The following is a 4,073-nucleotide window of genomic DNA, read 5'->3' as shown; positions in this document are numbered from 1 at the left end:
TCCATATTGTTAATTGCTTCAATGGTTACATGTTCAGTTTCCCAGATGCCGAATCCGTCTCTTTCATTCAGGATTTGATCGTTAATTTTTACATCGCCCTTAATTACAAATACATATAAGCCATTGTCTTTGTTTTTAAAATGATAATCTGTTTTGATCCCCTTATCAAATTTACCAATATTAAACCAGGCTTCCTGATAAATCCAAACACCCTGATCATCTTTATCTGGAGATAAGACTTGGGTGAGCTGATTTGGTTTCATCAAAGTATCATATCTTTCCTGATGATACCTTGGCGTTACATTGCGTTGATTTGGAAACAACCAGATCTGAAGAAACTTTACCGGTTCATTTCTGTTTTTATTAAACTCCTTATGGTAAATCCCAGTGCCGGCACTCATTACCTGAATTTCTCCGGCTTCAATAACCGCTACGTTTTCAAGGCTGTCTTCGTGTTGTAAGGCCCCCTCAAGAGGAATGGAAATAATCTCCATATTGTCATGAGGATGTTCACCAAATCCTTTTCCTCCATTAACCCAATCGTCGTTAAGCACTCTTAAGGCGCCAAATTGGATTCTTTCAGGGTTATACTGCATGCCAAAACTAAAAGTCTGATAGCTTTTAAGCCAGCCATGATCTGCAAGTGTACGCGTTGCAGCGGTATGTAATATTGTTTGTGCCATTTTAATTTTATTAAGCAAATTTTGATCAGACTTCGTCAAAGATGAGTTGCCTGGCCAATTCGATTTCTTTCTGACTAATTGTGTGAACTCTTCCTGCATAAATCTTCATAGAAATTTTTGCATTCATTTTTTTAATGATACCCTCGCTTACCTCAACTCTCCTTACCGGAACATGAGGATCAGGATCGCCTATTGTTATCAATATTGGCGTTTGTTGAAAATCGCCTTTATAGTTCCTCATGTTTATTTCTTTACCAATTAATCCACCGGTAAAGGCAACCGCACCACCATATCTGGCAGCATTTCGGGTAATATATTCAAGCGTTAAACATGCACCCTGCGAAAATCCAACAAAATAAATTTTGTCCTGAGGAATTCCTGAAGAGATAATTTCGCCGACAAGGTCTTTAATCACTGTAAGTGCGGAATCTAAAGCTGGTTGGTTTTGTTCAACAGGAGAAATAAAGCTATACGGGTACCAACTGTTATTGGTAGCTTGCGGAGCAAATAAAGCTGCATCATCCACCTTTAAATGATTGTTTAAAGAAATGATATCCTCAGCTGTAGATCCGCGGCCATGCAAAAAAACAATAGCTCTTTTAGCCTCAGCAACAGGAACACCTGCAGTTATAATATTTTTATTGTGTGTGTACATGTTAGTTTATTTTAGGTAAAATGCCCTCAATTTCTGATCTCATGTTTTCATATTGAGCAGGAAGTTTAAGGTTTGACCCTAAGTCTTCTAAAGATTCATCAACGGTAAAACCTGGATTATCGGTAGCAATTTCAAAAAGTACACCACCTGGTTCGCGGAAATATAAAGAATAGAAATAGTTACGGTCAATCTTTTCTGTAATGTTCAAACCCATTGCCACAACCTTATCTCTAAAGTACATTAAAGTGGCCTCATCTTTAACCCTGAAGGCAACGTGGTGCACAGATCCGCTTGCAACATGACCAACAGCTTCACCAGGGGCCTCTACAAGGTCAACAATGGCTGCATAGGTTACTGCATCTGTAACAAAACGTGACCGGTTCACTTCAGTTTTTTCCAATTTATATCCAAAAATGTCTGTTAAAACTTTAGCAGTACCATCCATTTTATTGGTTGTTATTGTTACATGATGAAAGCCATGGGTTGCATTTTCTTTGCCTATTTCAGGCGTGGTCCACTGTGCCCTTGCATCAGGAGTTTTAACTTCAGTCAGTTCAAATTTTAATCCATCAGGATCAAGAAAAGTCAGATACCGTTCTCCAAATTTTTCAGCAGGTTTGTTGTAGATTACATTGTTTTCTTCAAACCTGTTTTGCCAAAATTCTAAACTCCCGGCCGGAACACTGTACCCAATTTCGGTTACCTGTCTTGAACCTCGTCGGCCGGTCATAATTCCTTCCCATGGAAAAAATGTCAAAATACTTCCTGGTGTTCCTTGTTCATCACCGTAATAAAAGTGATAGGTATGTGGGTCATCAAAGTTTACGGTTTTTTTAATCAATCGTAAACCTAGTATGCGGGTATAAAAATCATAGTTCTTTTTTGCGTTTCCTGCAATTGCAGTAATGTGGTGCAGGCCTAAAATTCTGTTGTTCATGGCTACCTATTTTAGTGGTTTAATTAATTAATTCTTAAATAACACTACAAATTTAGGGGGAACTTTTATTTTAAATCTTACCATAGATTAAGAAATGCGTAGCTTTATATTTAGATATTTAAGTATGATTAGATTCATCCTCTCCGTTGTTTTATTGTCGGCTAGCTTGGTATCAAGTGCGCAAGACTCCATAAGTATTAAAATCTACCCTAAGTACGATAGTGTAAGTAAGTTTCATCGCTTTTTGTTTGGAGAAAATTACCGTAAGGAGTATGCGATGAGTACCAAAGTACCCATTATTAAAATTTCGGAAATTAAAGGTGGGTTAACGCCGGTCAAAAGGGGTGGAGGCAATCAATCGCATTCGTTAAGATTGGTAGATAAACAGGGCAAAGAGTGGGTACTTAGAAGTGTAGAAAAGTTTCCGGAAATATTGTTGCCCGAAATATTCAGAAAAACATTTGCGGGTACGGTAGTAAAAGATAATATGTCGGCCCAGAACCCATTCTCGGCCTTAGCAGTCCCTGATATTGCAGATGCTGTAAATGTGCCACACAGCGATCCTATGATTGGGTGGGTATTGCCGGATACCGGATTAGGTGAATTTGCCAAGGTGTTCCAGAATACGCTTTGTTTACTGGAGGAAAGAGAACCTGTTGGGGATACTGATAATTCGGAAAAGATGATGCGCAAGTTAACAGATGATAATGATAACATTTATGATGGCCGGGCATTACTAAGAGCAAAAGCATTGGATGCTTTGCTGGGAGATTGGGATAGACATGAAGATCAATGGAGATGGAAGCCTGAAAAGAATGTTGATGGAACTATGAAATATCTTCCAATTCCGAGAGACAGAGATCAGGTCTTTTATTTGTCGGAAGGCCTTGTGCCAAGATATGCGCAATCCTCGTGGCTATTGCCAATGATACAGGGGTACGAAAGAAGCCTGCCTGATATTAACTGGTTCTTTTGGGAAGGAAGAGCTATTTATGGAAGATGGTTTTCTGGGATAGATGAAAAGGAATGGAACGAGGTAGTAAAGGATTTTTGTGCTTCTTTAACCGACGAGGTGTTTGAAAAGGCCCTTAAAAAACTACCTGAACCCGGATATTCTCTTCGCCATGATCGCATACTGGCCCAGCTTAAAGAGAGAAGAAAGAACCTTCCTGAATTGATGAATAAATACTATCATTTTATAAATAGTATAGTTGATATACAGGCAAGTAATAAGAATGAGCTGATCAATATAACAGATGGGCCGGATAAGGCTTTAAATGTAACGATCCATAAAATATCTAAGGAAGGACACATTAAGGATGTTATTTTTATCAGAACTTTTAATCCAAAAGTAACCAGAGAAATTAGGTTATATGTGAAAGATGGTAACGACAGTTTGATACTAGATAATAAAACCTCAACTATTAAACTAAGGATAATTAGTGTTGAGGGTAAAAAAACATTTCATGTAGAAAACTCACCTCGTAAAATCCGTGTTTATGGTAAAGATGACAACATAGCTTTTACGGGGAATGCAAACAAGTTTCTTAAGAGATTGGATAACGACACCTCTAATACACACTTCGTGTACACAGATCTTTATAAAAGAAAGATGCTGCTTTTAAATGCCAGTTATAATATAGATGACAGGGTTTTGCTTGGTTTATCATATAAAATTACCCAACCCGGTTTTAGGAAACTGCCTTATGGAAGTACACATTCATTCTCATTTTTGCACTCTTTTGCAACATCGGGTTTTAGATTCAATTATAGAGGAGAAATGTTTAAAGTTTTAGGT

General features: G+C 37.9%; 4 protein-coding genes. 1 reads left to right on the top strand and 3 read right to left on the bottom strand.

Annotated features, from left to right (window positions below):
* The 3 genes from AC1DDX_RS24660 to AC1DDX_RS24650 all read right to left on the bottom strand — a co-directional run.
* A partial coding sequence (locus tag AC1DDX_RS24660; RefSeq protein WP_477622764.1) for a pirin family protein occupies positions 1-683 on the bottom strand: 683 nt, incomplete at its 3' end.
* A gap of 25 nt (positions 684-708) precedes the next feature.
* The gene (locus tag AC1DDX_RS24655; protein WP_477611729.1) at positions 709-1,338 is read right to left on the bottom strand and encodes an alpha/beta hydrolase; all 630 of its coding nucleotides are present in this window, start codon (positions 1,336-1,338) and stop codon (positions 709-711) included.
* A gap of 1 nt (position 1,339) precedes the next feature.
* Positions 1,340-2,275 (bottom strand): ring-cleaving dioxygenase, encoded by a 936-nt coding sequence (locus AC1DDX_RS24650; RefSeq protein ID WP_337715077.1) that lies wholly within the window; start codon positions 2,273-2,275, stop codon positions 1,340-1,342.
* Positions 2,276-2,399: 124 nt separating this feature from the next.
* Here AC1DDX_RS24650 and AC1DDX_RS24645 point away from each other — a divergent pair.
* A partial coding sequence (locus AC1DDX_RS24645) for a BamA/TamA family outer membrane protein (RefSeq protein ID WP_477622763.1) occupies positions 2,400-4,073 on the top strand: 1,674 nt, incomplete at its 3' end.

The sequence above is a fragment of the Pedobacter sp. 10L46_2 genome, from assembly GCF_056395165.1.
This window is presented reverse-complemented; position numbering and strand designations above follow the sequence as displayed.

Excerpts from the sequence above, each read along its gene's own strand:
- AC1DDX_RS24655 (WP_477611729.1), bottom strand. The coding sequence starts at position 1,338 with ATGTACACACACAATAAAAATATTATAACTGCAGGTGTTCCTGTTGCT.
- AC1DDX_RS24650 (WP_337715077.1), bottom strand. The coding sequence starts at position 2,275 with ATGAACAACAGAATTTTAGGCCTGCACCACATTACTGCAATTGCAGGA.